Raw genomic sequence first — 24,704 nt, 5'->3', positions numbered from 1 at the left:
TGGCTAGATCATGCCGGCTGATCGGGCCGCCGCGCATGGTAGATCGAGAAGGACCCGGTCACCGTGGGAATCACCGCCTGTTCGGCGACGTCGACGAAGCCCGCCTGTGCGATCAGTTCCGGCAGGATGCCGTCGGCGTTGGGTTGGGTGTCGGCCTTGCCGTCGACATGTTGCACGAACCGGAATCCGAACCGCATCAGGGCGCTGCGCTGCAGTCCGTAGTCGGCGATCACCAGGTCACCGCCGGGCCGCAACACCGCGAACATGCTGGCGATGATCGCCTCCTTCATGGGCACCGGGCATTGGTGCAACACCAGGCTGGACACCGCTTTGTCGGCGCTGCCGGGGCCGACGAGTTCGGCCGCCTTGTCGCCCATGCCCTGCAGGAATTCCACCTCGACGCCGGCTTTGCGCACCTTCTCGCGGGCCATGGCGAGCACTTCGGGGTCGGGGTCCACTCCGATCACCCGCGCACCGGGCTGATGCCGCTTCAACAAGATCGCCAATGACCCTGTGCCACAACCGATATCGATGACGATGTGACCGGGCTTGAGGGCGAGGTGCCGGATGGCGGCCGAACGCCACCGCTGCTCGCGGGTCAGCAGTGCGACGACCGTGTCGTAGTACTTGGTGTACTTCGGATTACCCGCGGCCGGAGTGAACGACGGTGTGGACATGACTACCAGTCGTACCATCGCACCACCATGACTTTCTCTGCACGAATGGCCATATCGTTGTCCTCAGCGGACAGCACGGCGCTCGTCGACATGCGCCCGAGTGGTCGCCCGGCCGCGGGCGCGTTCGTCTACGTAGGACGACCGATCACGTTCACACGGCACGCCCACGACCTGCACCAGTTGGAGTACGTCGTGGCGGGCATGCTCGAGGTCGAGACCGACGCAGGCACCTACCTCATGTCCGACCGGCAGGCCGCGTGGATCCCCGCCGGCCTCGGGCACGTCAGCACCATCGACACCGAGGTGCGCTCGGTGTCGATATTCCTGCACCCGACGCTGATGCACCCCGTCCGTCCGGCCGCCGGAATCGTGGCGGTGTCGCCGCTGCTCCGGCAGATGATCCTCTACGCCTGCCGCTGGCCCATCGACCGCGAGTCGTCGGACGCCCTCGCCGATGCATACTTCCACTGCTTCGCCGAACTTCTCACCGAACTGCTGGAAACGCGCAGCCCGTTCAGCCTGCCCACCACCGCGCACCCGCAACTTGGCGCGGCACTCAGACACACGCGTAATGCGTTGTCCGACATCACCATCGAGGAGGCGGCCCGGCAGGCCGGCATGTCCCCCCGCTCGTTGCGCCGGTTGTGCAGCCGCGAGCTGGGCATGACCTGGCGCGACTACACCCGGCAAGCACGCCTGATGCGAGCCGCCGCGCTGCTCGCCGATCCCGAGTTGAGCGTGCTGCAGGTCGCAACCCGGGTCGGGTTCGACAGCGCCAGCTCGTTCACCCGCGCCTTCCGGGGCGCCTGGGGCCGGCCGCCGTCGGCGTACCGTCGGCACGGAAGCGAGTTCCCTTGCGGCTCAACGCTCAACGCAGCGGCCGAAACACCGGTAGCACCCGATACTTCGACATAAAGGTGGCCTCGGTGTACTCCTCGCCCACCTCCCCGTCGTGGGCTATGACGGTGGGACCGTCCACCGCGGTGAAGCTGAACTCCGGCACCTGCATCTCGTGGTAGAGCGGGCTGCGCAGCAGCCGCCCGAATGCCAGCGCGGCGATGATCCTGGTTCGCGCCAGCCGACGGCCCGTTTCCAGGATCCGCACGTCGATCAGGCCGTCGTCCATCCGGGTGCGCCGAGCCGGCGCGAATCCCGTTGGCAGATAAAGGGAATTGCCCACGAAGAACAACGACGTCTGCAGCGTCTTGTTGTCGTAGCGGATGCGGACCGGCCGCTCGTTGCGCAGCGTGCGCAGCATCGCGTAGAACCCGGCCAGCGGCTTGCCGATGCGCTTCTCCAGCTTCTCCCGGCGCCGCACGAACGCCGGGTACGCACCGATGCTCGCGGTGTTGACCACCATCTGACTGTCGTTGAGGCACAACAGGTCCACGCACGCCACACTGCCGCGCCGGATCGCCTGCACCGTCTTGGCCACGGTGTCGCAACCGAGGTCCTTGGCGAAGTGGTTGAACGTGCCGGCGGGAAAGACGGCCAGCGGCAGGCCCGCCTCGACGGCGACCGCGGCCGCCGCGGACACGGTGCCGTCGCCGCCGCCGACCCCGAGTACTTCGGCGCGCTCCGCGGCCCGGCGCAGCACCTCGGTCGCGTCGTCACTGGCCTGCAATTCCACGATCTCGGCCGCCGGCAACTCGGCCCGCACCTGCTCGATGACCCGGGCCCCGGTGCCGCTGCCCGACGCCGGGTTCACCACCAGGACCACACCCGAACCGTCGGGCCGCTGCGGCGTATCCACCCGAAGCGGTTCGGTTTTGGGCAGCGAGGTCTCCACGATCGGCGGCACCAAGCGGCCACCCAGCACGGCGATGCCGGCGCCGATGCTGAACCCGGCCAACACGTCGCCCGGATAGTGCGCACCGGTTGCCACCCGCGATATCCCGACCAGAGCGGCCAGCAGCGACAGCCCGAACCCCAGTGGCGGGTTCTCCAGCCCCACCCCGATCGCGAACGCGGCGGCGCTGGCCGAGTGCCCGGACGGCAGCGAGTTGGAGGTGGGCCGGCGGCGGGCCCGCCGGACCAGCGGCACCGAGTCGTAGAGCGGACGCTGGCGAGTGCGGATCCGCTTGGCGACCTGATTGGCGAACAAGCTGGTGACGCCGAGCGACAGCACACCGCGGACGGCGCCCCGCTGCGCGGAGTGCTTACCCGACGCCAGCAGCACCGCGGCGATGCCGAACCACAGCTTGGAGTGGTCGGCCGCCCGGGTCAACGGGGGCATCACCTTGTCGAGCAGCGGGGTGGGCGACTCGGCGACCACCTCGAACAACTCGCGGTCGAGGGCACCCAGCCCGCGGGTGATCTGTCTGATGCTGCGCAGTGGTCGCACGGGCCGCCGGTTCATCAGCCCAACCTTAACCGGCGGCCCGCGGCGGTCAGCGCAGCCGGATCGGGTCGTCGGGATGGGGGCTCAGCGGCGTCGTTTCGATCGTCATCCAGCCCGACAGAGGTAGCGATTCGAGGATGGCCATCAGCTCGCCGGGGTCGCGCGCCCGCCACAGACCGAGCGTCCGGGGACCGTCCGGCCCCACGGGAAGGGCCCACTGCCGCACCAGATGTCCCCGCTCGGCCAGCTCGCGCGCCCGGCCGGGCGCCCGGGCGTACTCGTGCTCCACGGCGGATGCCGGGGTGTCCGAGGGCACCGTGACCGTCGTCGTGACCAGAAATTCCGGGCCCTTGCCCGGCCGTCCGACCACGCCCGTAACGGCCGGATCGTCGGGCTGGACGCCCAGCGCGGTGATCTCGTCGGTCCCCCAGATCCGCAGCGGCATCGCGGACAGCAACCGCTCGAGCTGATCCTCACCCTCGGCGCAGCACAACGCGATCGTGCGCCATTGACCGGGTGGGCGCCACAACCGCAGCAGATGTCCGTCCGTCGCGAGCCGGTGTGCGGTCGCGGCCTGGCGCGCCCGCAACTCGGCGACCTGCTGCGGGGCGGTGCCGTCGGGCACGTGGACCGTCGTCGTGACCAGAAACTCCGTCATGGCCTCGTGGGGCACGAGACGACTGTATGCCGATTCACGGCGGATCGGCTTTGCGGCGCAACGTCCAGGCCGGCACCCAGTGGGTGACGGACTTCCGCCTGGCCCCGAACTCCACCGGATAGGTCACCAGCCCCCACCAGTCGCCCTGCTCGCAGATGCCCCAGCAGCTCAGTGTGCCCTCGACCACCTTGTGCAGCTGCAGTCCGTTGGGGTGGTAGCGGCCCGAGCGGTGTGGCTCACGCGGGAACAGCACCGTCAGGTCGACCAGAACCGGGACCGGCGGACGAACCACGCGGAACGGGCCGCGTAGCGGTTGTCCGTTGTAACCGATCGACGCCAGCCGTCCCATTGATCGATCATATGTTCGAGCATGACTGATGCCCAGGGTTTCGGCGCGGCCGCCGCGGGCTATTCAGCACTGCAAGATCAGGGAGGGGAGATCAGCGATGAGAACCGTTGTCGCCGCCGGCATACTCTTGGCAGCCGGCGGGTTGATGACCACCGCGGTCGGCCTGGCCAACGCCGACGAAGTGCAGGTGGAAGGCAGTTATGCGACGCAGGCGGCCTGCCAGGTGGACGGACCGCACGTCGAGATCACGCACAACGACGGCGCCTACACCCACTTCGACTGCCGTCAGGGTTCCGACGGTCTGTGGTATCTGTACCTGACGAACTAGAAGACGTACCTGACGAACTAGAAGACGCGCACCCAGTCGACCAGCATGTCCATCGGGTAACTGCCGGCGGCCGGGTCACCGCCGCCGGACCCGCCGACCGCCAGGTTCAGGACCGGGAAGACGGTGTAGTCGGGGTCGTTGAACGGCCACTCCCGGATCGGCTCGTCCAGGTTCTCGATCCCGGTCGCCGGCACCGAGAAGTACGGGGCTGCGCCGTCGGCGTAGTCGACCCAGAAGTACATCCCGGTGACGTCCCAGCGGACCCGCCAGTTGTGCCAGTTACCGTCCACGCCGATCGGGTGGGTCTCGAACGCGGTGCCGTCCGGGTTGGCGTGCACCGTGGTGCCCGACGGCCAGGTGCCGTTGCCGTACCACTCGATGAGGTCGATTTCGCCACTGCGGCCGGGGTCGTCGTTGGACAGCCACCACGCGGGCCACATGCCGGGGCCGAGGCAGTTGAACTTGATCCGGGCTTCCCAGGTGGTCCCGACACCGCCACGCCACAGGCCGTGTACCAGACCGCCGAAGGTGCCGCTGTGATCCCGGGTGGCGCGCAGCACCAGGTTTGAGTTGCCGTCCAGGAAGACGTTCTGGCGGCTGTCCCGGTACTGGCCCCAGAACTGCGGTTGGTCGAAGTCGACCGGATTGCGGATCGGTGTCCGGAAATTGGAGATCGCCCACTTCGACGGATCGGGCGCCGAGCCGGCCGGCCCGTCGAACTCGTCATGCCATAGGAACGACCCCGCGGCGCCCGCGGCCGGGGCGGCCGGCACTGGGGCTGGGCCGGAAGGCGCGGCCGGTCGGGACGGGCTGGCCCCCGCCAGCGGCGCCGGGATCGCGGCTGCCAGTGCGCCGAAACCCGCCATCATGATCATTTGGCGACGGTCCATCTGTGGCATGGCAAGGGACGATATCAGCCCAATTGGCGCGCCGCGGACTATAGGCCGTGCGTCGCGATGTAGCAGCAGGTCAGGCCAGCCGGGTAGTTACTGACCTGTGCCGGAACGCACCTCAGCCGGCATCGCTGAGCTTGACCAGCGTCTTGCCGATGTTCGCGCCGGTGAACAGTCCGTTGAGGGCATCGACGCACGACTCGATCCCGTCGTAGATGGTCTGGCGGTGTTTGAGCCTCCCCTCGCTCTCCCACTGGCGCAGGTTGGCGAACGCCTCGTCGAAACGGCCCCATTGGTCGAGCGCGTTGAATCCCTGCATGAGTGCGGTTTTGGAGAGCAGGTTGACGTAGTTGGCCGGTCCCGGGTGCTCGCCGGTCAGGTAGCTGGAGATCACGCCGCACAGCACCACCCGGGCCTTCTGGGCCAGCCGGCCGAGCACCGCGTCCAGGATCGGTCCGCCCACGTTGTCGAAGTAGACGTCGACGCGGCGCGGGCAATGTTCCTTGAGCGCGGCCACCAGGTCGTCGTTCTTGTAGTCGATGCACGCGTCGAATCCGAAGTCCTCCACCACAGCCCGGCACTTCTGCGGCCCACCGGCGATGCCGACCACCCGCGCCCCGGCGATCTTGGCGATCTGCCCGGCCACCGATCCGGTGGCGCCCGCCGCGGCCGAGACCACCACCGTCTCCCCGGCCTGCGGCCGGCCGATGTCGGTCATCCCGAAGTAGGCGGTGGCACCCGTCGGGCCGTACACCGACATGATCGCCAGTTGGTCGTCCTCGCCCGGAATGGGTGTGCTGAACAAGTCGTCCCGGATGATGACGTATTCCTGGAACCCGGTGAGCGTGGTGACGATGTCCCCGACAGCGTAAGCGTCGCAATGGGATTCGACGACCTGACCGATCCCGGCGGCTCGGATCACCTCACCTATCTGCACCGGCGGCAGGTAGCTGGGCTGGTCATCGAGCCAGGTCCGCACAGCCGCGTCCAGACCCACGTAGGTGGTGCGCAGCAACGCTTCCCCGGCCGCGGGCCGCGGTGCCGGCCGGGTGACCAACTCGGTGTCGTCGGGCTGCACGAGCCCAGTAGGGCGGCGGCGCAACAGGATTTGGCGATTCGGCAGTTCGGGCACCAGGCGAGCCTATTCGCCCGGGTGACGTCTGTGGGAGCAACTCTGCGTAGAACCCGCAGGATGACCCGGAAGCGCGCAGCCGGCCGCAATGACGCTATTCGGGGGTGTCGGCTGAATCGTCCGTCACGTCGTCGAGCACGCTGACCGCGATCCCGTACGGCAGAAAACGCACCTTGCGTTTGGGGTCGGTGTTGTTCTTGTTGGCCCGCAGCGCATCGAGTTCGGTGGCGTAGACCTGCTCGACGCGGGCACCGCCGTCGGCGTCGACGGTGTAGATGGCCCACACGCCGTCACCGGCCTCGCCGGTGGTTTCGGGCTCCGGACGAGGTCGCCGGGTGAGGTCCTCGAAGATGGCCGACCAGCCCGGCCGCGCGCCCGGCGCGCCGACGAACCGGCCGATCCGTTCGAACGCGTCACGCAGGCCCTCGGTGCCTTCCCTGATCACCCGGTCGAAATCGTCGGGGTCGAAGCCGAACCCGCCACCTGAAGATCCACTGCCGCTCACGCGACCTCCTAGCAACTCAAAAAGCGTTACTGCCAGTGTGCGCTCGACCGGGTGGATCCGCCACGAAGTGCCCTCACTGACCCGGCGCGGGCGGTGGGGGCTGTGCCGGCGGCGCGGGCGGGTTGATCGGAATCGGGATCGACACGAACGGCAAGTGCAGGTACATCGTCATGGGCGGGGCTGCCGGAGCGGGCGCCGGCGCGGGCGGAGCCGGTGCGGCGGGCGGTGCCGACGGCTGCGGCGCGGCCGCCGGCGCGGGTGTCTGCACGGGCGCGGGCGCCTGCCGGGTGGGTTGCCTGCGGGGGGCCAGGTTCGCCGGCGCCTGGGCCGGTTTGGTCACCGTCTGCGGCGGTTGCTGCGCTACCACCGGCGGGGACGGCGCGGCCGGCTGGGCGGCCGGGGTCGGGGGCGCGGCGATCGGGGTCGGCGGCGGGGCCGCCGGGGCCGCCGGCGCGGCTTCCGGCACCGAATTCGGGGGCGGGCCCAACACCTGGGCCGGCAACTCGGTGGCAGGCGCCTGAACCGCCGGCGTCTGAACGAATTCCGGGTGGTTCGGCTGTTGCGCCGCGGTCGGTCGGACATCTCCGGCCAGCGACACCACCAGCATTCCGCCCACCACGGCGGCGATCCCGGCCGCGGCGCCGGTCAGCAACACCACCGGCCGACGCCTGCTTGCGCCGGGCGTCATGGCTGTGGTGTACGCGTCGTCGTCCACGGCGCTGTAGGCCAGCGCGTTTTCGGCCACCCCGGCTGCCGCACAGACGTCCAGGTAGCTCGGCGTCAGCGCGTGCGGGTTCACCTCTCCGGTGCCCGGGTCCAGGGCATATGCCAGCGCCGCGGTCGACGCCGCGAACAGGGGCGCATTCGCCGAGGCCAGCGCCGCACCCCGAGCCAACGCCAGTTCCGGCTCCTCGGCCACGCTGACCACCAACGACGTCGCGGCCGCGAGGGCCGGCTTGAGGCCGACGATGTCCACCCCGCATCCCACCAGAAACACGCCGTCGGCACGCGATGCCGGCGCGTCGAGCCCGGCGATCATCGTCACCAGCTCCGCAGCCGGCGAGCTCGAACGCAGCGCCCGCCGATGCAAGTCGACGATGGATCCGTCCGCGACGTCGACCACCGCCAACGTCGCGCTCTCGGCCTCCACGAACAGCATTGCCAGGTGCGCGTAATGGAGCGCCGATCCGACGGTCTGCGCCAGCGCGGCGGCGGCCAGCAGCGGCGAGACGAGCATGACGTTGCCGACCTCGCGGGCCGCCAGTTCGGCACGCAGCGCGCCGACTTGACCGGGGTCGGTCCAGGTCACCCCCGTCGAGGTGAGCCGGTAGCCACTTTCGGCGGCGCCCTCCTGGGTGCCGATCAGCGCGGCGACCGCCTGCGTTGCCACGGCACCGCCTGCACCCGAGGAGCCGGACGACAGTTCGATGCTGTCGTCCTCGACCGTCACGCCGTCGGCGTTCGCTCCCTCGATCAGCACCATGCGGACCGCTGCGGGCTCCATCGATATCCCGAGCACGATGTCCATAACCCCTCCAACCCCAGTCCGAGCTATTGACGGGGTCTAGGCGGTCCGTCGTGGCATGCCCAGTGCCGCGCGGTCCACCGTCGACGGTTCAGCTGGCGTTATCTAGTTTGCCAGCTCAAACCCTACTCGCGCACGACGGGCGGAACGGCAGATTCATATGCAGCTCGAACGGAACGGCTACCGCCGGCGGACCAGACTGCAGATCACGGACTGCCGACGCCGGCGAACGGGTTCTGCGGACCCTCCTGGGGCCACTGATTCTGCGGGTACTGGTTCTGCGGGTATTGATTCTGTGGGTACTGGTTGACCGGGCCCTGATTCGCCGGAGCCTGATTCGCCGGCACCTGGATCGGGATCGGGACCGGGATCAACGGCACATGCAACCACTGGGTGGTCATCCGCACCGGTGACGGCTCCGAGGTGGTCGGCGCCTCCGCAGCGCTCGGCGACTCCGTCGGGGTGGGCGACTCAACCGGCGGCGGGGTGGTCACCGGTGTCGTGGCGACCGGCGGCCGGGTCGTGGTCACCGGTGGCGCGGGTCGCGTGGTCGTCATCTGCTGGGTCGGGGGCGGCGGTGGCGGCGGGGGTGGCTGCGGCGTCTCCACTCTGGTCGGCGCCGCAGCACTGGGCACCTCGGTCGGCGGCGGCAGCGGGCTCGGTTCGATCGGGCTGGGGGGCACGGCGGTGGGTGGCGCGCCGGTGGGCAGCACGGCGGCGGGCAACGACGTCGGCGGCGCCACACTGGGCGCGGTCGGGGCCTTGGTGGGGGTGTGCCGCTGCTCGATGGCGGTCAGCGTGATCGCCACGCCTCCGATCGCGGTCATGGCCACCGTGGCGCACAGCCCGATCAGCACCTGCGAAACCCGGAAGCGTCGCCACGGCGGCTCCTTGGGCGGGTCGATCAGGTTTAGCCGCATCGAGAAGCAGGCGCCGTCTTCGTGGTAGGGATCGGCCTCGAAGCGTGTCGGGATCTCCGGGAATTCGGTTTGCGACCAGGCCAACTCGCGATCGGTGAGCGCATCGTGGTCGATCACCAGCAGATCGCCCCCCGGCGGGTCCAGCACGTCGATGCCGGCGGCCGTGCGGGCCATCAGACCGATCGAAGCCCGGGTCCGCAGGTCGAGCAGCTCACCGCGAGCGGCCAGCAGCAACGCACCCTGCGCCGCGGCGCACACCGGCTGCGTTGCGGTCAGGATCGGCAACCGGGTGTGCACCGAAAGACGCTGGGCCACAAGCGGAATACTAGCCCCGCCACCCACGGTGACCAGGGCGGCGAGATCGGCGAAGCAGGAGTGGTTGCGGGCCAGCATGTCGTCGAACGCGTAGATGAACCCGGTCAGCCGGTCGGAGATCAGGTCCTCGAGCTTGTCCCGGCTGAGCTGCAGGACGGTGCTGGTGCCCGAAAGATCAACCGCCAGTTCGGTGACGGCGTCCACGGACAGCCGCTCCTTGGCCTCGCGGCACTCGATCCGCAGCCGGTTGAGTTGACCGACCGCGGCGGTGCTGGTCGGGTCGGCGTCCTGATGGCCCACCGTTTCGAACACGTGCAGCAGCAGCTCATGGTCGATCTGGTTACCCGAGAATTCCTCGTAACGCATTGTGGCGCTGAGTGGTTCGACCTCATCGTCGACGTCCTTGATCTCCAGCAGCGTGACACTGGTCCCGGAGCCGCCGAAGTCCAGCAGGCCCACCACCCCTGCGGACGGGACCTCGGTCTCGGCCCGCACCGCGGTCAACGCCGCGGTCGCGTCGGTGACCAGGCGCGGCGGCATCCCGCTGCGGACGAAGCCGACGTGTGTTCGAAGCGCATCGCGCAACGCCTGCACGGTGGCCGGCTTCCAGTGTGCGGGAACGGCAATCGCGATCTCCGAGGAACTGGAGTCCGCGCCCGCAGCGACGACCATCGCATCCAGCGCCTCGACCGTCAGCAGGTCGGGATCGTGCGCGGCACCGTCGGGTGAGATCAGCGCGACGGAGTCGCCGATCCGTTCCACGAACCCGGTCATCGGAACACCGAGCTGGGCTGCATCCGAAGTCATCTGGGATGCAACAAGTTTCGGGGCGCAGTGTGGATACAGGGTGAGCACGGCACGACGGATGACCGGAGAACCTCCGTTCGCCGCCGCGACCAAGTTCATGGTCCCGATCGACAACCCCAGCGGGTCGTACATAGAGCCAATACTTTCGTCGATGCGGTCGGTAGCCAGCGCGTTAACCATAGCCGCGGACCACCCGAATACGGTTCGGCCCCAATGTCATTGGTACCGGCTCGATGCCGTGTCGTCATCAAAAAGGTACCTTCGCCTCTCTTGACATACCGCCCCGAGCGACGTTTCGGGCGCGTCGGGCGTTGGCGCAGAGTTTGCTCCCCGGCGGCATCGACGACGATTCGGTGTGCTGCAATGACTGGGTGAGCCTTGAATATGCGCAAGCCCGGATCGCCGACATCGAAGCGATCAAACAGGTCAAGTACCGCTACCTGCGCGCGATGGACACCAAGCACTGGGACGACTTCGCCGAGACCATGACCGAAGACATCGTCGGCGCCTACGGGTCGTCGCTGGGCAAGGAACTGCACTTCGACAACCGCAAGGACCTGGTGGAGTACCTGAGCTCGGCGATGGGCCCCGGCGTGGTCACCGAACACCGGGTGACGCACCCGGAGATCACCGTCAGCGGCGACACCGCCTCGGGCATCTGGTATCTGCAGGACCGGGTCATCGTGGCCGAGTTCGACTTCATGCTGATCGGCGCCGCGTTCTACCGGGACCAGTACCGGCGCACCTCCGACGGATGGCGGATCAGCGCAACCGGTTACGACCGCACCTACGAGGCGACGATGTCGGTGGCGGGTCTGAATTTCAACGTCAAGCCGGGCCGCGCCCGCGCGGACCTGACGGGCTGAGAAAGCCCTACTTCGCGATCGCGATCACCGCTCCGGGCCGCAGCCATTTGATGATCGACACCAGCGTGGCGTCGTCGATGGCCACGCAGCCCTCGGTGGGGCCGCCGTCAGTGGTGTGGAAGAAGAATGCGGCGCCGCCGCCGGGCACCTTGTTCTTGTTGACCCCCATCACCACCGCGTGCTTGTACTGCGGGATCTGCAGGTTCTCGCTTTCCGCGGTGTTGAAGGGGCACTGGGACTTCTGACACACCTGCATGGTGTTGAAGGTGGGACTGTGGTCGTCGCCGCTCCACCAATGGTTGGGTCCGACTTGGGTATACGGCAGACCGCCGCCGGGATTGGGTGCGGTGCCGAATGCGGAGTCCAGGCTGTAGACACCCATCGGGGTGGCCGGATAACCATTCTTGGCCTGCGGCGCCATGCCGGCCGAGCCCACGTGGGTGGGAATCCCGGTCTTCAGCGTCTGCCAGCCGGCCGCGGTGCGCTGATAGATGTCCATCTTGGCGTTCGATCCACCGGTGGAGACCACCGAAACCACTTGCGTCGCATTGCCAACGGAGTTCGCGAACCACGGGTTGCCGGCGGCTACGGCCCCCGGCGCCGAGAGTGCGGCCGCGCCCACGGCGCACACCAGTGCACTGCCCAAGGCACACAACAGAGTTACCAGTCGGCGCATCGTTTCATCGTCAGGCGGCACCAACCTGAGGGTCAAGTAAAGGTTAAGGCCCGATTGCGTCACGCCGCCGTGATGGCGTGGGGTGCAACACCCACAGACAGAGCATGAAGAAGACGTAGCCCAGCGCCCAACCGGCGACCACGTCCGAGGGATGGTGCACATTCAACGCCACCCGGGCGACCCCGACGGTGAACACGCTCAGCGCCCCCGCCGTCATCGCCGAGGTCCGCAGCCAGCGCGCCGTCAGCAGCGGCAACAGAAAGGTCAGCAACGCCAGCACACCCGCCGTCGCCTCCAGCGCGTGCCCGGACGGGAACGACGTCTCCGCCGCCGCAACCAGTGCGGTCGCCGGCCGCGGCCGTCCGGCCAGGCCTTTGGCCACCCACGTCACCAGGCCGCTGAGCACCGCACCGAGCAGCACCAGCAGCGCCAGCCGCAGCTGTCGCCGCACCAGCGCGGCCGCGGCCGCCACCAGCCCGAGCACCCGCAGCGGGACGGGCCCCAACACGATCGACACCAGGTACCAGAACCGCACCCAGCCGTGGTGCTTGACGCCGATGTCATGCGCGGGGGTCAACAGCATCCAGTCGAAGTCGTGCAGCCAGCCCCAGTTCTGGCGGTGCCCCACCCACAACACGGCGTACAGCGCGACCGCGGCGACGGCCAGCCAGGCGGCCGGCCGCCACGAAGGGCGGGTCATGGGCGCACCGAGAGCCGAATCGGTGCACCGTCGCGGAAACGCTCCCATACTGGCGTCATGGCGGTGATTGTTCGGAAGTTGTTCGGCGTCGGCAAATTGCCTGCAGATCTGCGCAGCCAGGTCGAGGAAGAGGGGTTGATCCATCTCGCCGAATCGATCCCGGTCACCCGGCGGTTCAGCGGCGCTATACCCGGGCTGCGGTCCCAGGGCAGCATCGCCAGCTACGTGGGCGCGCTGGCGTTCACCTCGCAGCGGGTGCTCGCGACGCTCTCGGTGGTGCCCAAGCTCGCCGGGCGTGCCGTGGACGTGCGCTGGGACGAGGCGAACAGCGGAGCCGCCACCGCCGAGATCTCCGCGACGGGGCTGCAACTCGACCTGGACACCGCCGCCGTCGACGAGCGGTTCCACGGCCATCTCTCGCTGCACTTCAAGGACACCATCGGAGCCGACGTGCTGGCTCGGCTGCCGCGGCGATCACTGCACTTCGACGTGCCGGCCGAATATGTGTTCCGGGCGGTGGGTGTCACCTACAGTCCCTGACCGTCACGTTCCTACGATGGCCGGGTGACCGAGCACGCGTTCACCGCAGCGGAACGTCGCGCCGTGTATCGGGTGATCTCCGAACGACGGGACATGCGCCGGTTCTGCCCGGACGGCCACGTCCCCGAGGAGGTATTGGCACGTCTACTGCAAGCGGCCCATGCCGCACCCAGCGTGGGCTTGATGCAGCCCTGGCGCTTCGTGCGCATCACCGACCACCAGCTTCGCCGCCGCATTCACGCCGTCGTCGACGCCGAACGCAAGCTCACCGCCGCCGCCCTGGGCCCACGGGGGGACGAATTCCTGGCGCTGAAGGTCGAAGGCATCATGGAGTGCGCCGAGCTGCTGGTGGTGGCGCTGTGCGAGGGCCGCGAACAGCACGTCTTCGGGCGGCGCACGTTGCCGCAGATGGATCTCGCGTCGGTGTCGTGCGCGATCCAGAACCTGTGGCTGGCGGCCCGGTCGGAGGGTTTGGGGATGGGCTGGGTGTCGCTGTTCGATCCGCGGCGGCTGGCCGACCTGCTGGAAATGCCTGTCGGTGCCGAGCCGGTGGCGGTGCTGTGCGTGGGTCCGGTGCCCGACTTCCCGGACCGGCCCGCGCTGGAATTGGACGGCTGGGCGGCGGCCCGGCCGCTGAGCGAGTTCGTATCGGAGAACCGATGGGGGATGGTGAAAGAGGTGGCAGACGGTGAGCATTGAGGCAACGAGTGACGACCCGACCAACATCCTGCTGGTGCACTGGCACGACCTGGGGCGCTACCTGGGCGCCTACGGTCACCCCGACGTTTCCAGCCCGCGGCTGGACCGCCTTGCCGCCGAAGGCATCCTGTGCACCCGGGCCCATGCCACCGCACCGCTGTGCTCGCCGTCGCGCGGGTCGCTGTTCACCGGTCGCTACCCGCAGGGCAACGGGCTGATCGGGCTGGCCCACCACGGCTGGGAATACCGCGCCGGCGTTCGCACCCTTCCGCAGATTCTGCACGAATCAGGTTGGTATTCAGCACTTTTCGGGATGCAACACGAAACGTCCTACCCTAAGCGTCTGGGCTTCGACGAATTCGACGTGTCGAACTCGTACTGCGAATACGTGGTCGACAAGGTCGGCGAATGGCTGCACAACAGCGCACCCGATCTGTCCGGGCAGCCCTTCCTGCTGACCGCCGGCTTCTTCGAGACGCACCGCCCGTACCCGCACGACCGGTACGAACCAGCCGACAGCTCGGCCGTGCAGCTGCCCAACTACCTGCCCGACACCCCCGAGGTGCGCAGCGACCTCGCCGACTTCTACGGATCCATCGCCACCGCCGACGCCGCGGTCGGCACCATGCTGGACACCCTCGCCGAAACCGGACTGGACGCCAACACCTGGGTGGTGTTCTTCACCGATCACGGCCCGGCGTTCCCCCGCGCGAAATCCACCCTGTACGACGCCGGCACCGGCATCTCGCTGATCATCCGGCCGCCCGCGAAACTGGCCTGCCCGCCCCGCGTCTACGACGAGCTGTTCAGCGGTGTCGACCTGCTGCCGACACTGCTGGGCCTGCTCGGCGTCGCCGTGCCCGACGACATCGACGGCGTCTCGCATGCGCAGGCGCTGCTGGCCACCGAGGCGACGGAGCCGGTTCGCGACCACGTGTACACCACGAAGACCTACCACGACTCGTTCGACCCGATTCGGGCAATCCGCACCAAGGAATACAGCTACATCGAGAACTATGTGCCGCGGCCACTGCTGGACCTGCCGTGGGACATCGAGGAAAGCCCGTCCGGGCTGGCCGTCGCCCCGTTCATCAAGGCGCCGCGGCCCGAGCGCGAACTGTATGACCTGCGTGCCGACCCGACCGAGACCACCAACCTGCTCGACGGCACGCTGGACACCCTGGACGCCCTGGAAGTCGATGCCGTTGCCGCCGATCTCGCTGTGCGACTGCATGATTGGCGGCAACGCACCGGCGACGTGATCCCGTCGGAGTTCGCCGGCACCCGCATCGCGGTGCGCTACACCGAAACGTATCTACAGATCCATCACACGACACCGACCAGCAGATCGGCCATCGCGACCGACCGCGGCATCGAAGACGAGGTCAGCCCCGGCTAAGCGTCCGGGCCGCGGCCACCGCCGACCTGCGCGACGATGAAGACCCGCCGGAACGGGAAGATGGTGGTGCCGTCCGCCCGGGCCGGGTAGGCGTCGTCCAGCAGTGGGATGAGTTCGGCGCGGAACTGTTCCCAGTTCTCGTCGTCGAGGCGGTCGCGCACCGGCACCAGCGCGGTACCGGTGATCCACTCCAGGACCGGGTGCTCGCCGGTCAACTGGTGCAGGTAGGTGGTCTCCCACGCGTCCACCCGGCAGCCGGCGTCCATCAGCAGATCGGCGTAATGCTTGGGCGGGTGGACCACCGATCCGACCCGAAACGGTATGTCCCGCATGATCTTTGCGTAGGGCTCACGGCGTGCCAGCGCCCGCACCGCGGCATGCGACGGCGTTTCGAAGTTGCCCGGCATCTGGATGGCCAGCCAGGACCCGGACGGCAACTGCTCGACCCACTTGACCAGCAGATCGGAGTGCTCGGGCACCCAGTGCAGCGCGGCGTTGCTGACCACCACGTCGGTGTCCGGCTGCGGCTTCCAGTTGCGCACGTCGCCGACGGTGGCCTCGATACCCCGCTCATGGGCGGCCGCGACCATCTCCGGGGAACTGTCGATCGCTTCGACCCGGGCGCCGGGCCAGCGTTTGGACAGGTACCGGGTGAGGTGGCCGGGACCGCAACCGAGGTCGACCACGCGGCGCGCCCGGTCCGCGCCGACCCGCGAGATCAGGTCGTAGAACGGACGGCTGCGGTGATCGGCAAAGGCCAGGTAGACGTCGGGATCCCACATATTCGATCCTCCTGATCTACACCTGCTCGTCGTCAGGGCCCTCGGGCGCTTACCCGGTTTCCCTGACAAGTCCTTGTCGAATCCTTTTCGAACCTTGACAAACCGTATTACCGGACCCCGCCGGGTGCTTACCAATGGGGGCTGACATACCGGGCATCCGACCCACTTCTGCTGCGATCGACGTCGGCGGCGAGTTACGATCGGCGTGATGTCTGAGACCTCGGAGGTGGCCGGCGAGGCCGATCCGATCACCCCGCCGCTGCCCATTCCCGACGTGCCCGGCGGCGACGCCGGTACCGAGGGTCTGCCACCGCGCTCGGCGCTGTCGATTCGGCAGCGCCTGGTTGTCGAGGCGTCGGCGATCAGCGACGTCGCATTGCGTACCACGGCGTCCTCGCTGCTGGCCACCACGGTGGCACCGGCGGTGATCAGCGCCAACGTGCGCCGGGTCAACTCCGGCAGCGAGCGCGACAACCTCAGGTTCTACGCCGAACTCGGCGCCGAACACGATCCGCGCAAGTCCTTCCCGGCGCCCACGGAGCCGCCCACGAACGTGACCCGGCAACCCAGCCGGCTCATCGAGCGGGTCGCGTTGGCCGCCATCGACAACATCGCGTTCCCCAGCAGCTTCCGCGCCGTCAACCCGGCGCTGCGTAAGCGGTGGAGTGCGTTGTCCGCCAACAACATCGTGCACGCACAGCATTGGCGTCACGACGACGGCCCACGCCCGACGCTGTGCGTGATCCACGGTTTCATGGGCTCGTCCTATCTGTTCAACGGCCTGTTCTTCTCGCTGCCCTGGTATTTCCGCTCCGGCTACGACGTGTTGTTGTACACCTTGCCTTTTCACGGCAAGCGCGCCGAACGGTATTCGCCTTTCAGCGGTTACGGCTATTTCGCCGGGGGCATGAGCGTGTTCGCCGAGGCGATGGCGCAGGCGGTGCACGACTTTCGTTCGGTGATCGACTACCTGCAGGGCACCGGTGTCGAGCGGATCGCGCTGACCGGTCTGTCGCTGGGCGGTTACACCTCGGCGCTGGTGGCATCGGTCGACGATCGCCTCGAGGCGGTCATCCCCAACTGTCCGGTGGTAACCCCGGGCGACCTGTTCGAAGAGTGGTTTCCGGCCAGCACGCTGTTCTCCCTGGGACTGCGTTTGACCGGCATCAGCCGGCAGGAGTTGCTGGCCGGGCTGGCCTATCACGGGCCGCTGAACTACCGTCCGCTGCTGCCCAAGAACCGGCGGATGATCATCACCGGCCTGGGCGACCGGATGGCGCCGCCGTCGCACGCGGTGTCGTTGTGGGAGCACTGGGACCGGTGCGCGCTGCACTGGTTCCCCGGCAGCCACGTGCTGCATGTGAGCCAGTTGGATTACCTGCGCCGGATGACGCCGTTCCTGCACCAGTTCATGTACGACTGACGTTTCAGGTACGACTGCGGTCCTACTTTCCCCCCACCGCGATGACCTGGGTCGCGGCCTCGCTGTCGGGCGCGCGGTGCGCCCCCGCAGCCGGTGTGGGCCAGTCCAGGTTGGCGAGCAGGTCCGCGGGCGCCTCGGCGTGCCCGTCGAGCCGCCGGGTGGACAACGGGTCCAGGGCCGCCAGCGCCGGCCCCTGATTGCCGCGTTCCAGGGTGAGCCCGGCCGTCGGCGCCGAACCGGCGGGCGCGGCGTCGGTGCGCAGCGCTGCCGCGGCCGCGACGGTGTAGGGCGCGCCGCCATCGCCCGGCGCGATCTCCAGTGCCGTCCAGATTTCGCGCGCCGGCTGCGACCGTACCCGGCTCAACGTGTCGGCCAGCGCCGAATCCACGGTAACCCGATATGCCGCAACATAATCCGACGAACCCTGCTGCACCGCGCGCCACGTCTCGCGGCCCGCCTTGCCGGACTGGGTGGTTAGCAGCTCCGGAACGTCCTCGGGCGCGACGGTACTTGCGTCCCAGCCGATCTCGCGCAGGTGGTCAGCCAACCGGCGGGCGGCCACCTCGACCGTCTCGTGCAGCGGGATGCGGGACGAGCGTGCCTGCAGCGCGGCCAGGTTGTCCACCGCCGAGACGGTCAGGCCGATCCACGTCTCGCGGCGCCCGGATGCGGTGTCCCGGTTGGTGATTCGGATACTGTCGGCGCGAATGCCATAGCAGTCCAGATAGCCCGCGATCAACGGCAGGGGCAGCACGTCGGATTCCGAGGGCGCCGCCCCGATCCGCACCAGGGCCGTGCCGCGGGTGTCGGCATCCGGGTCGGGCGCCGGGCGCCCGCCGCGGCCGACGATGGCCAGCCGACGGCGCAGGATCGTGGTGAAGAACAGTCCGCGCCAGCAACCGAGCAACAGGATCAGCACCGCCACGGCAATGCCGATCAGCCAGTATGCCCGGGTGGACTGCCACGGGTACGCCATTGCCGCGGGCACCACGGCCAGCAAGGCCAGGGTGATCCGGCCGACGCCCGGTTTCGGTACGCCGCTGAGGGTTTGGCTCACGGGGTGGGCTCCTTCCGGCGGCGTACAGTCGCCACCGTCGCTGCGGTGAGAATGACGAGCAAGGTCAGCAGGCCGGCTCCGGCCAGCGCGACGTTGCGCGGGGTGGTGTCCTTGGCCGCGGGCGGCGGCGGGACGGTGACGGGTTTGACCGTGGCGCGACTGTCCGTCGGCCCGGCCGCGGCAGGTAATTGCCAGGTGAGGGCGGCCACCGGGTCCACCGTTCCGGCGCCGACCAGGTTGGACGGGTCCCGTGCGCCGTTCTGCGCGGTGGCGGTGATGCGGCGCACCACTTCGGTCGCCGGTAGCGCCGGGTACTTGGCGCGGACCAGCGCCGCCACCCCTGAGACGTAGCCGGCGGCATAGCTGGTGCCGCTGAGCGGAATCAGCTGCTGGTGGTCGTCGGGTAGCCCGTTGGCCAGGCCACCGCCGTCGGCGTTGCTCACCGAGGCGATACCCTCGCCGGGCGCCGCGATGCCCACCCACGGACCGGCCATGGTGAATTTCGAGGGTCGGCCGTCCGGCCCCACCGAGGCCACCGACAACACGTAGGGCTGCCACCAGGACGGCACCGACACCGACGTGACACCCGCCCAGTTGCGGGGGTCGGCGGGCCGGCTCAGATTGGTGAGCGGGTTGGAGTCACAGGAGGTGCCCCCGGCGACCGAGCCGGTGGGCCCGGTGTTGCCGGCGGCGGCCACGATGACCACATCCTTTTCCACCGCGGCGTACTTGATGGCGGCACCGAGTGCGGCCTGGTCGACCGGCCGGTCGGCGGGCAGGCAGGTGACGGCGGAGATGTTGATCACCCGGGCACCGCGGTCGGCCGCATGCACGATGGCCCGGGCCAGTGACTCGATGTCGATCGCGGCCCGCGCGGTGGCCGGGTCACCGCCGGGTGTGCGCGGTGAGAATTTGGCCGACGTCACGCGGATGGACAGCAGCCGCGCGGCCGGCGCGACGCCGGCGAACCCGTCTTCCTGACCGGGCGGAGCGGGCTGGCCCGCCACGATCCCGGCGACCAGGGTGCCGTGCCCGTCGCAGTCGGTCAGGCCGTCGGTGGACTCCACGAAGTCACCACCGGCGTCGACGTTGTTCAGCCGCGGGCCGGGCCGGATCCCGGTGTCGATGATGGCCACCAGTTGGCCCTCGCCGCGGGAGAACTGCCACGCCGCAGGCAGATTCAGCATGCCCTGGCTGGGTGTGGGCGCGCCCGCGTCGGTGCCGGGGATCACCCCGGAGACGCTGCACTGGCCGCGCTGTTCCATCGGTGCCACGGGTCCGACAGCGCCGGTGGGCGGCGGTGCGGCGGCATCCACCACCGGCGGACTGATCGCCGCCGCCCGGGCAGCCGTTCCCACCGCGCCAGCCTGCAGAGCGACCTGAGAGAAGGCCAAAGCCGCTGCGAGGCAAGCTGATCCGGCACGCATCATCGATTGAGCACCCAGGTGAACAATCCGACCACAAACGCCATCACCGGAATCAGCGATGCGTCCAGGCCCGCGGAGACGAAGCCCAGCAGCCGGCGCAGCGGCAGCGAGTAGCTGTCCGGCGACGCGATGCCGGGGTTCAGTGCCACCACCACCCACGCCAGCACCAGTACGGCGAGCACCGCCACCGCGACCAGCGCACCGACGTAGCGCCCGGTCGCGGCGTAGTACACCAGCAACGCGCCGGCCACCAGGAACGGCTGCGTCAACAGCCACGCCTTGCAGGCGGCCGAATCCCACACCCGGGCACGCAGCGTGGCCGCCAGCGAGGTGGCGCCGACCACATACCAGCCCGCGACGCTCAGCGTCTCGGGACGCAACGCGATGGCCACCGAACCCAGCACGCTGAGCAGCACGGCGGCGGCGATGAACCCGTTCTGGTGCGCGTCGCCGATCCGCACCCGCCGCGGCAGGTCTTCGAGCACCCGCAACGACGGCGGTGCCGGGGTCGGATCACCCGGCGCCGGGATCACCGGCAGCGGGAACCGCGCCCAGAGCGCCGAGAGCTGCGCCGCCTGGATGGTGATCAACAGCGCCGCCACGATCAGCCCGCAGCCCAGCGTGAGAATCGGTAGCTGCCAGAGCAATTCGGCACCGGCAGCCAGTGCGATCACGACGCCGACCACCGCCGAGGTGGTAAAGAACGCCGCCGCGCGCTCGCGCTCCGCGCTGGGCACGATGAGCGCCACCAGCGACCAGGCGGCGACGCCCGCTGCGGCCAGCAGCACCTGTGCGGCGCCGAACCTGCCGGGCACCGCCAAGGCCAGGGCGGCCCCGATCGGCGCCAGGGCGGTGATGGACAAGGGGATCCCGGTGCGCGGCGAGCGAGCGGTGGTCAACAAGCCGATGATCGCGACCAGCGCGGCTAGAACACTGGCCGCGACCAGGCCGACCAGGGCGCCGGTAGCCACCCGGTGCGCCACCGCCAGACCGGTGGCCAGCAGCGTCACACCGATCACCGCGGCGAGAGCTCCGAGCTGGATATGCCTTGGGCCCCAAGGGTTTCGCCGCGAGGTGGAGAAGATCATGGCGGCATCTGCGATGTCTTCGACGATGCCCGGCGCGGCCGGGCCCGCGGGCACCGGTTGCAGCGCGAGCAGATCGCCGTCGACCACGCCGACGGTGTCCAGGCTGGCGTCCAAGCTGAACGGCGCACCCCCGATCGGCGCCAGGCTCAGATGTGGTGCGGCGGCACCGGTCTCGCCGGCGTCACCGTTGCCGGCCGCGGGAACCACCAACCGCTGCACCGCAGGCAGGATTTCGCGCAGCGGCAACTCGGCGGGCAGGGCCATCTCCGTCAGGCGACTGTCCGCGAGGATGGCGACGCGGACAATGGGCATGACGGTCCCGGACGTCACCGGACCTCCCAATCAAGCCGGGTGTGGCGTCGGGGCCGTTGCTGGAACATCGTGCTCTCTTTCTTATTCGGCTACTTATGTGGTCGGTTCGGATTACGTGGTCGGCTCGGATTATGTGGTCGGTTCGGATTACGTGGTCTGTGCGGAGAAGTCCCGGGACAACCGGTGGCCGGGGAACCACTGTCCGTCGGGCAGGTAGGAGGTCAGTTGTTCGATCGCGACCGCGGTCGCGAACGGGGTGCCGGGGGCGAACGTCGAGACCCATTCGCCGTCGAACGCGCGGGTCGGGCTCACCAGCACCCGCCCCGCGGGGGCGTCGATCAGACTCAGGCCCACCTCGGTGGTGGTGTGCCTGCCGTCGCAGTTGCAACCCGCGACGATTTCGACGTAGCTGCGCTGCCCGGTGAACACCGACTCCACCACCGGTCGCGCCGAAGCCGGAATACCAAGGTAGTCAAGGACTTCCGCGAGCGGCGCGCCCGAGCGCAGCCGCTCGTCGGCCCGTGCGCCGACCCGGGTCGGCATGCTGAATTCCTCGAATCGGGCCGGCGGCCGCTGCGACAGGCCGACGCCCAGTACGGGAACCAGCGCGCGCGGGTCGTCGATCTCCATCGCGGTGAAGGTGATCAGCTGCGCGCTGCGCAACGCGACCACGGTGGCCGGCCCGGCGAACGACCGGGCGTCCCGCCCGGCCGCGCCGGCGCGTTGCGCGACGATGCCGCGCAGCATGTCCGCGGCGCCCGCGCTGCCGGGACGGGCGGGTCCCAGGTAACGCAGGTCGAGCCAGCGGTCCGGGAAGCAGACCAGCTTGATCCACTCTGCGACCGTCGGGTTGATGACGCCGTCCGGCGTCACCAACCCCATCCGGGTCAGCTCGTCGCGCTGACGGTCGAAGAACGCGGTTCGTTCGGCACTGTCGCGATACGGTGGAGTGATCGCGAGTACCCACGGAAAACTGCCCGCCCCAACAGTTTCCGCGATGAACCACGCCTGATCGACGGTCAGCTCAACGGCATTGGGCCTGGAGTCCATCGACATCCATCAACTCGGCTGAGCGCTCAGGCGCCCCACTTGGCGGCTTCGGCCTGGTCGCGGGCCATCATCGCCATCGTGTTGGCTTCGTGGGTGCTGGCCATCGACTGATACGCCCGCACCAGATCCTCCATGGCCTGGTTCCACTGCACCTGCCAGGCCTGATACGTCAACCCGGTGTCACCCTGCCAGGCACTGTGCAAGGCGGCCTGCTCGGCGGAGATGTCGGCGCCCAGCCCCGTCATCGTGCCCGCGTAACCGGCCATGTCCCCGGCGTGCGCCAGCATCGCCGGGTAGTTGTACATGATCTGCGACATGCGTGATCCTCCCTGGTAACAGACCGGCTCAGAAACCGGTGTAGGTCGAGGCGGCCGCGGCATCGGCAGCCACATAGGTACCCGCGGCATCACCGAGGTTGGCCTGCGCGATGTCCAGCAACGTGTTCACCCGCGCCGCGACCTCCACGAACCGGGCGTGCGCCGCCTGAAACGCCGCCGCGGACTCACCCTGGTGAAACGCCTGCGCCGACATCGCCGCCTGCTCGGCCTGCCCGATCGTGTGCCGCATCAACCCCGCCTTGGCGCCGAACGCCGCCTGCGACGACACCAACTGCGGAATATGAGCATCCAACAAACTCATAATTCTCCCTTTCCAATCTTCTTGCGATTCCTGCGAATCAGAACTTCATCACCGACCGTTACGCGGTAAGTCGTCTCGCTGACTTTCCGGCCCCCTTTCCTCTCGTCCCTGCTCCCAGGTGCTCGGCGTCATCGGCATCCGTGGGCCACCGCCGAATTCGTCGCCGGCCAATGCGGTCAGACCGGCCGCCCGGGACAGGGTCTCTCGGGGTATGGTGCCGGCGAACCCGAACGTTCCGGCGCCCCGTTCCGAAGCCTGCGCGCCGTCCTCCCAGATGGGATCGACGTCCAGGTCGGCATTCACGAATTCGTCGCTGTGGTCGTGCAGCGGTGCTCGCCGGCGCCGCCTGGCGCGCGCCGCGGCACTGCTGGCCGCCGCCGCGCCGGAGGCGGGAACAGTCGCGGCGGGCGCCTTGGCGCCGGTGCGGCCGCCGACCGTCGGACCTAGGCCCGGGCCCCAGTCGTCGGGTCCGGCCACCGCGTAGGCCAACCCGGTGGCCGCCGGCACTGCCGGCGCCGGCGCCGAACCGGCGGGCGCACCCGCTCCGGTCGCCGAAACCGGCGCCCCGGCGGGACCGGGCGCCGGCGCACCGAGTGCGGCGAGCGAGAAGGTCCGAGGTTGCGGCTGCGGCACCGAAACCTCGGCGTCCGCGGGCAGATCGGGGACGGTGTCGAAGTTGATCAGTCCGAGAAATGCCAGGCTGGCCAGTCCGACCGCGAACAGCGGTGGCGCCCACAGCGGCGCGCTGAGCACGGTCCCCCAGGTGCCCCAACCGACCGGCTGGAAGAAGGCCTGGTACCCGAGCCAGAAAAGCAGCGGGCCCCAGGTGACCAAAGCCGCGTACGGGTTCTGGATGAAGTCGACGATCATCTGCGAGATCTGCTCGACGGGGTGCGTCAGGAAATACCAGAGCTCGTCGCCGTAGGGCAGCGCCTTCACGTATGCCTCGAGTGCGGCGACGATGGCGTCGATGATGCTGTTCAGCGGGTTGGAGTCAGCGGCAGCTGCCGCCGCGCCGGTCTGCGACAGATCCGTGGCCTGCGCACCCGGACTCAGCACGGTCGGTGCGGCGGTACTGCGCGGGGCCGAGGCCAGCGCGGCGCCCGCAGTCGCCTGGTACAGCGCCATGGTGGTCGCGGCTTGCAGCCACATCCGCAGGTAGTCAGCCTCGTTGAGGGTGATCGGGATGGTGTTGATGCCGAAGAAATTCGTCGCCACCAGCATGCCGTGCACCAGGTGGTTGGTGGCCAACTCCGCCAGCGTCGGCATTGCCCCGAGCGCCGCGGTGTACGCGGTCGCCGCGACGTCGTGCTGGGCCGCCACGCCGGCGGCGTCGGCGCTGGACTGTCGCAGCCACGCCGAGTACGGCTGATGCGCCGCCACGTACCGTTCGGCGCTCGGCCCCTGCCAGGCGCCCGCGCCAACCGCCCCCACCAGGCCGTCCAGTTCTGCTGCAGCCGAAGCATATTCGGCGCTGAGCGCGCTCCAGGCACCGGCGGCCGCGGTGAGCGACGCCGGACCCGGCCCGCTGCTCAGCAACGCCGAATGCACCTCGGGCGGCGAAGCAACCCAGATCGGCCCCAGTGGGGAGGTCAT

General features: G+C 69.1%; 26 protein-coding genes. 7 read left to right on the top strand and 19 right to left on the bottom strand.

From position 1 onward, the window contains the following. Positions 1–8: 8 nt before the first annotated feature. On the bottom strand, positions 9–695 hold the full coding sequence (locus MKCMC460_RS04285; protein WP_238305336.1) for a class I SAM-dependent methyltransferase: 687 nt from the start codon (positions 693–695) through the stop codon (positions 9–11). Positions 696–704: 9 nt separating this feature from the next. Between MKCMC460_RS04285 and MKCMC460_RS04280 the strand changes: the two genes are divergently transcribed. Beyond that, positions 705–1,592 carry an AraC family transcriptional regulator gene (locus MKCMC460_RS04280; protein WP_236980350.1) on the top strand — a complete coding sequence of 296 codons (888 nt, stop codon included), beginning with the start codon at positions 705–707 and terminating at the stop codon, positions 1,590–1,592. Here MKCMC460_RS04280 and MKCMC460_RS04275 read toward each other — a convergent pair. From MKCMC460_RS04275 to MKCMC460_RS04265, 3 genes are read right to left on the bottom strand one after another with little or no spacing between them, the layout of a single operon-like run. Beyond that, a complete protein-coding gene (locus MKCMC460_RS04275; RefSeq protein WP_236980348.1) occupies positions 1,546–3,036 on the bottom strand; it encodes a bifunctional phosphatase PAP2/diacylglycerol kinase family protein in 1,491 nt (496 codons plus the stop codon). The two genes, MKCMC460_RS04280 and MKCMC460_RS04275, sit on opposite strands and share 47 nt — an antisense overlap. A gap of 31 nt (positions 3,037–3,067) precedes the next feature. Next, the gene (locus MKCMC460_RS04270; protein ID WP_370653140.1) at positions 3,068–3,676 is read right to left on the bottom strand and encodes a muconolactone Delta-isomerase family protein; all 609 of its coding nucleotides are present in this window, start codon (positions 3,674–3,676) and stop codon (positions 3,068–3,070) included. Positions 3,677–3,710: 34 nt separating this feature from the next. Further along, positions 3,711–4,025, bottom strand: coding sequence for a hypothetical protein (locus MKCMC460_RS04265; protein WP_236980338.1), 315 nt, complete (start codon positions 4,023–4,025; stop codon positions 3,711–3,713). A gap of 97 nt (positions 4,026–4,122) precedes the next feature. Between MKCMC460_RS04265 and MKCMC460_RS04260 the strand changes: the two genes are divergently transcribed. Then, the gene (locus tag MKCMC460_RS04260) at positions 4,123–4,353 is read left to right on the top strand and encodes a hypothetical protein (RefSeq protein ID WP_236980336.1); all 231 of its coding nucleotides are present in this window, start codon (positions 4,123–4,125) and stop codon (positions 4,351–4,353) included. 17 nt (positions 4,354–4,370) lie between these two features. On the opposite strand, the gene MKCMC460_RS04255 is transcribed toward MKCMC460_RS04260, so the two are convergent. The 5 genes from MKCMC460_RS04255 to MKCMC460_RS04235 all read right to left on the bottom strand — a co-directional run bounded on the left by MKCMC460_RS04255 (position 4,371) and on the right by MKCMC460_RS04235 (position 10,582). After that, positions 4,371–5,252 carry a family 16 glycosylhydrolase gene (locus tag MKCMC460_RS04255; protein ID WP_236980334.1) on the bottom strand — a complete coding sequence of 294 codons (882 nt, stop codon included), beginning with the start codon at positions 5,250–5,252 and terminating at the stop codon, positions 4,371–4,373. A 112-nt stretch (positions 5,253–5,364) separates the two neighbouring features. Further along, complete coding sequence (locus MKCMC460_RS04250) at positions 5,365–6,378, bottom strand: NADP-dependent oxidoreductase (RefSeq protein ID WP_236980332.1); 1,014 nt, start codon at positions 6,376–6,378, stop codon at positions 5,365–5,367. Positions 6,379–6,472: 94 nt separating this feature from the next. Continuing rightward, positions 6,473–6,883: a hypothetical protein gene (locus MKCMC460_RS04245; RefSeq protein ID WP_238305335.1), complete on the bottom strand. Its 411-nt coding sequence runs from the start codon at positions 6,881–6,883 to the stop codon at positions 6,473–6,475. A 73-nt stretch (positions 6,884–6,956) separates the two neighbouring features. Then, the gene (locus MKCMC460_RS04240; protein ID WP_238305334.1) at positions 6,957–8,411 is read right to left on the bottom strand and encodes a hypothetical protein; all 1,455 of its coding nucleotides are present in this window, start codon (positions 8,409–8,411) and stop codon (positions 6,957–6,959) included. Between the two features lie 203 nt (positions 8,412–8,614). After that, positions 8,615–10,582 (bottom strand): Hsp70 family protein, encoded by a 1,968-nt coding sequence (locus MKCMC460_RS04235; RefSeq protein WP_238305333.1) that lies wholly within the window; start codon positions 10,580–10,582, stop codon positions 8,615–8,617. 221 nt (positions 10,583–10,803) lie between these two features. Between MKCMC460_RS04235 and MKCMC460_RS04230 the strand changes: the two genes are divergently transcribed. Further along, positions 10,804–11,316 carry a nuclear transport factor 2 family protein gene (locus MKCMC460_RS04230; RefSeq protein WP_370653139.1) on the top strand — a complete coding sequence of 171 codons (513 nt, stop codon included), beginning with the start codon at positions 10,804–10,806 and terminating at the stop codon, positions 11,314–11,316. A gap of 7 nt (positions 11,317–11,323) precedes the next feature. On the opposite strand, the gene MKCMC460_RS04225 is transcribed toward MKCMC460_RS04230, so the two are convergent. Together MKCMC460_RS04225 and MKCMC460_RS04220 are read right to left on the bottom strand one after the other, a co-directional pair. Next, entirely contained in the window at positions 11,324–11,992 is a 669-nt protein-coding gene (locus MKCMC460_RS04225) for a L,D-transpeptidase (protein WP_236980328.1), read from the bottom strand. A gap of 43 nt (positions 11,993–12,035) precedes the next feature. Further along, complete coding sequence (locus MKCMC460_RS04220; protein ID WP_238305332.1) at positions 12,036–12,692, bottom strand: phosphatase PAP2 family protein; 657 nt, start codon at positions 12,690–12,692, stop codon at positions 12,036–12,038. A 57-nt stretch (positions 12,693–12,749) separates the two neighbouring features. Here MKCMC460_RS04220 and MKCMC460_RS04215 point away from each other — a divergent pair, with 57 nt between their 5' ends. Genes MKCMC460_RS04215 through MKCMC460_RS04205 form a run of 3 tightly spaced genes read left to right on the top strand, consistent with a single transcriptional unit; the run spans position 12,750 to position 15,330 of the window. Beyond that, a complete protein-coding gene (locus tag MKCMC460_RS04215) occupies positions 12,750–13,232 on the top strand; it encodes a hypothetical protein (RefSeq protein WP_236980326.1) in 483 nt (160 codons plus the stop codon). Between the two features lie 24 nt (positions 13,233–13,256). Further along, on the top strand, positions 13,257–13,931 hold the full coding sequence (gene bluB, locus MKCMC460_RS04210; RefSeq protein WP_255731136.1) for a 5,6-dimethylbenzimidazole synthase: 675 nt from the start codon (positions 13,257–13,259) through the stop codon (positions 13,929–13,931). Next, positions 13,921–15,330, top strand: a complete 1,410-nt coding sequence (locus tag MKCMC460_RS04205) for a sulfatase (protein ID WP_236980323.1) — start codon at positions 13,921–13,923, stop codon at positions 15,328–15,330. Before bluB ends, MKCMC460_RS04205 begins: the two co-directional genes overlap by 11 nt. Here the strand turns inward: MKCMC460_RS04205 and MKCMC460_RS04200 are convergent. Continuing rightward, positions 15,327–16,112, bottom strand: coding sequence for a trans-aconitate 2-methyltransferase (locus MKCMC460_RS04200; RefSeq protein ID WP_236984616.1), 786 nt, complete (start codon positions 16,110–16,112; stop codon positions 15,327–15,329). The genes MKCMC460_RS04205 and MKCMC460_RS04200 overlap by 4 nt on opposite strands. Positions 16,113–16,320: 208 nt before the next feature. On the opposite strand from MKCMC460_RS04200, the gene MKCMC460_RS04195 reads away from it, so the two are divergent. Further along, positions 16,321–17,535, top strand: a complete 1,215-nt coding sequence (locus MKCMC460_RS04195; RefSeq protein WP_370653068.1) for an alpha/beta hydrolase family protein — start codon at positions 16,321–16,323, stop codon at positions 17,533–17,535. Positions 17,536–17,557: 22 nt separating this feature from the next. On the opposite strand, the gene eccE is transcribed toward MKCMC460_RS04195, so the two are convergent. The 7 genes from eccE to MKCMC460_RS04160 form a co-directional block, all read right to left on the bottom strand. After that, positions 17,558–18,592, bottom strand: a complete 1,035-nt coding sequence (eccE, locus tag MKCMC460_RS04190) for a type VII secretion protein EccE (RefSeq protein WP_238305331.1) — start codon at positions 18,590–18,592, stop codon at positions 17,558–17,560. Further along, positions 18,589–20,022 (bottom strand): type VII secretion-associated serine protease mycosin, encoded by a 1,434-nt coding sequence (gene mycP, locus MKCMC460_RS04185; RefSeq protein ID WP_236980321.1) that lies wholly within the window; start codon positions 20,020–20,022, stop codon positions 18,589–18,591. Before mycP ends, eccE begins: the two co-directional genes overlap by 4 nt. Beyond that, positions 20,019–21,419 (bottom strand): type VII secretion integral membrane protein EccD, encoded by a 1,401-nt coding sequence (gene eccD, locus MKCMC460_RS04180; protein WP_236984612.1) that lies wholly within the window; start codon positions 21,417–21,419, stop codon positions 20,019–20,021. Before eccD ends, mycP begins: the two co-directional genes overlap by 4 nt. 147 nt (positions 21,420–21,566) lie before the next feature. Further along, entirely contained in the window at positions 21,567–22,469 is a 903-nt protein-coding gene (locus tag MKCMC460_RS04175) for an ESX secretion-associated protein EspG (protein ID WP_236980319.1), read from the bottom strand. Positions 22,470–22,495: 26 nt separating this feature from the next. After that, positions 22,496–22,786 (bottom strand): WXG100 family type VII secretion target, encoded by a 291-nt coding sequence (locus MKCMC460_RS04170; RefSeq protein ID WP_236980317.1) that lies wholly within the window; start codon positions 22,784–22,786, stop codon positions 22,496–22,498. Between the two features lie 28 nt (positions 22,787–22,814). Further along, on the bottom strand, positions 22,815–23,108 hold the full coding sequence (esxG, locus tag MKCMC460_RS04165) for a type VII secretion system protein EsxG (protein WP_180914986.1): 294 nt from the start codon (positions 23,106–23,108) through the stop codon (positions 22,815–22,817). A gap of 48 nt (positions 23,109–23,156) precedes the next feature. After that, complete coding sequence (locus MKCMC460_RS04160; RefSeq protein WP_238305330.1) at positions 23,157–24,704, bottom strand: PPE family protein; 1,548 nt, start codon at positions 24,702–24,704, stop codon at positions 23,157–23,159.

It is taken from the genome of Mycobacterium sp. 20KCMC460 (assembly GCF_022179425.1).
Taxonomy (GTDB): Bacteria; Actinomycetota; Actinomycetes; order Mycobacteriales; family Mycobacteriaceae; genus Mycobacterium; species Mycobacterium kiyosense.
Note: the sequence above shows the minus strand (reverse complement) of the source record. Positions and strands in the feature narration are given on the sequence as shown.